The following is a 1,105-nucleotide window of genomic DNA, read 5'->3' on the forward strand; positions in this document are numbered from 1 at the left end:
TTGGCTCACCGCGATCAAGGTCTTCACGCAACCGGATATGCAGTGGTAGTTGTGCCAGCAATTCAGCACCATACTTTTCAGCTAACCGTGCAGCACCACCGGTGCCAAAAATAGCTTCATGATGACCGCATTCACTGCAGATGTGCATGCTCATGTTCTCTACGATACCCACCACAGGCACATTCACTTTCTCAAACATGGCGATCCCTTTGGCGGCATCTAACAGCGCAACATCTTGTGGCGTTGTGACCACAACCGCACAAGTCACCGGCGTTTGCTGTGAAAGGGTGAGCTGAATATCACCCGTACCCGGCGGCATATCAATGACCAGATAATCAAGATCAGGCCACCATGTTTCATTTAACAACTGCCCCAGTGCACGGCTGGCCATCGGGCCACGCCAGATAGTGGCGCTGTCGGCCTCAACCAGATAACCGATTGAGTTGGTAGCAATACCGTGCGCACTGACAGGTACCATATGTTGCCCATCCGGTGAGGTGGGACGCTGATCTTCTGTACCGAGCATCATCGGTACAGACGGGCCGTAAATGTCGGCATCTAAAATACCCACTTTTCCACCTTCAGCAGCCAACGCCAATGCCAGATTCACTGCTGTGCTCGATTTGCCTACGCCCCCTTTACCTGATGTCACTGCGATGATGTTTTTGACACCTTTCACGCCCGGCTGGGTATTAGCACGTTTGAGTGTGGCAACGTTGTATTCGATAATCCAACGGATCTGTTTTGCCCCTGTTGCCGCCAAAATCGGTGCTTCTGCAACCGCTTTTAAAGCATCAAACCCCGATGCCCACGCAAAAGGCATACTAAGCCGTAATGTGAGTTCATCACGCTTGATACTGGCTTGTTTTAGTGCCTGCAACTGGCTTAAAGGTTGCAATAAGGTTGCATGGGTAAATGTATCTAAAATCGGCACTATTTTAGCGCTGATATCCGACTCAACGCCGAAAAGAGACTTAAGGCTCACTCCGACTACTCCTTTTATTATGGAAGTGCTGCTCTGTATCACTCAAGGTTGGGGGAATTTGATTCGCAAATCAACCCCACTGATTACAGGCTGTGGGTAGCGACCAACAGAATGATGCGG

Annotated in this window: 1 protein-coding gene; it reads right to left on the bottom strand. The window is 50.3% G+C overall.

Going from position 1 to position 1,105, the window contains the following annotated elements; genetic code table 11:
• The coding region (apbC, locus tag ACRC27_RS02385) for an iron-sulfur cluster carrier protein ApbC (RefSeq protein ID WP_438639111.1) at window positions 1-985 on the bottom strand (985 nt) is incomplete at its 3' end.
• Window positions 986-1,105: the final 120 nt, after the last annotated feature.

It is taken from the genome of Plesiomonas sp. (assembly GCF_051650925.1).
GTDB lineage: Bacteria > Pseudomonadota > Gammaproteobacteria > Enterobacterales > CAMTGL01 > Plesiomonas.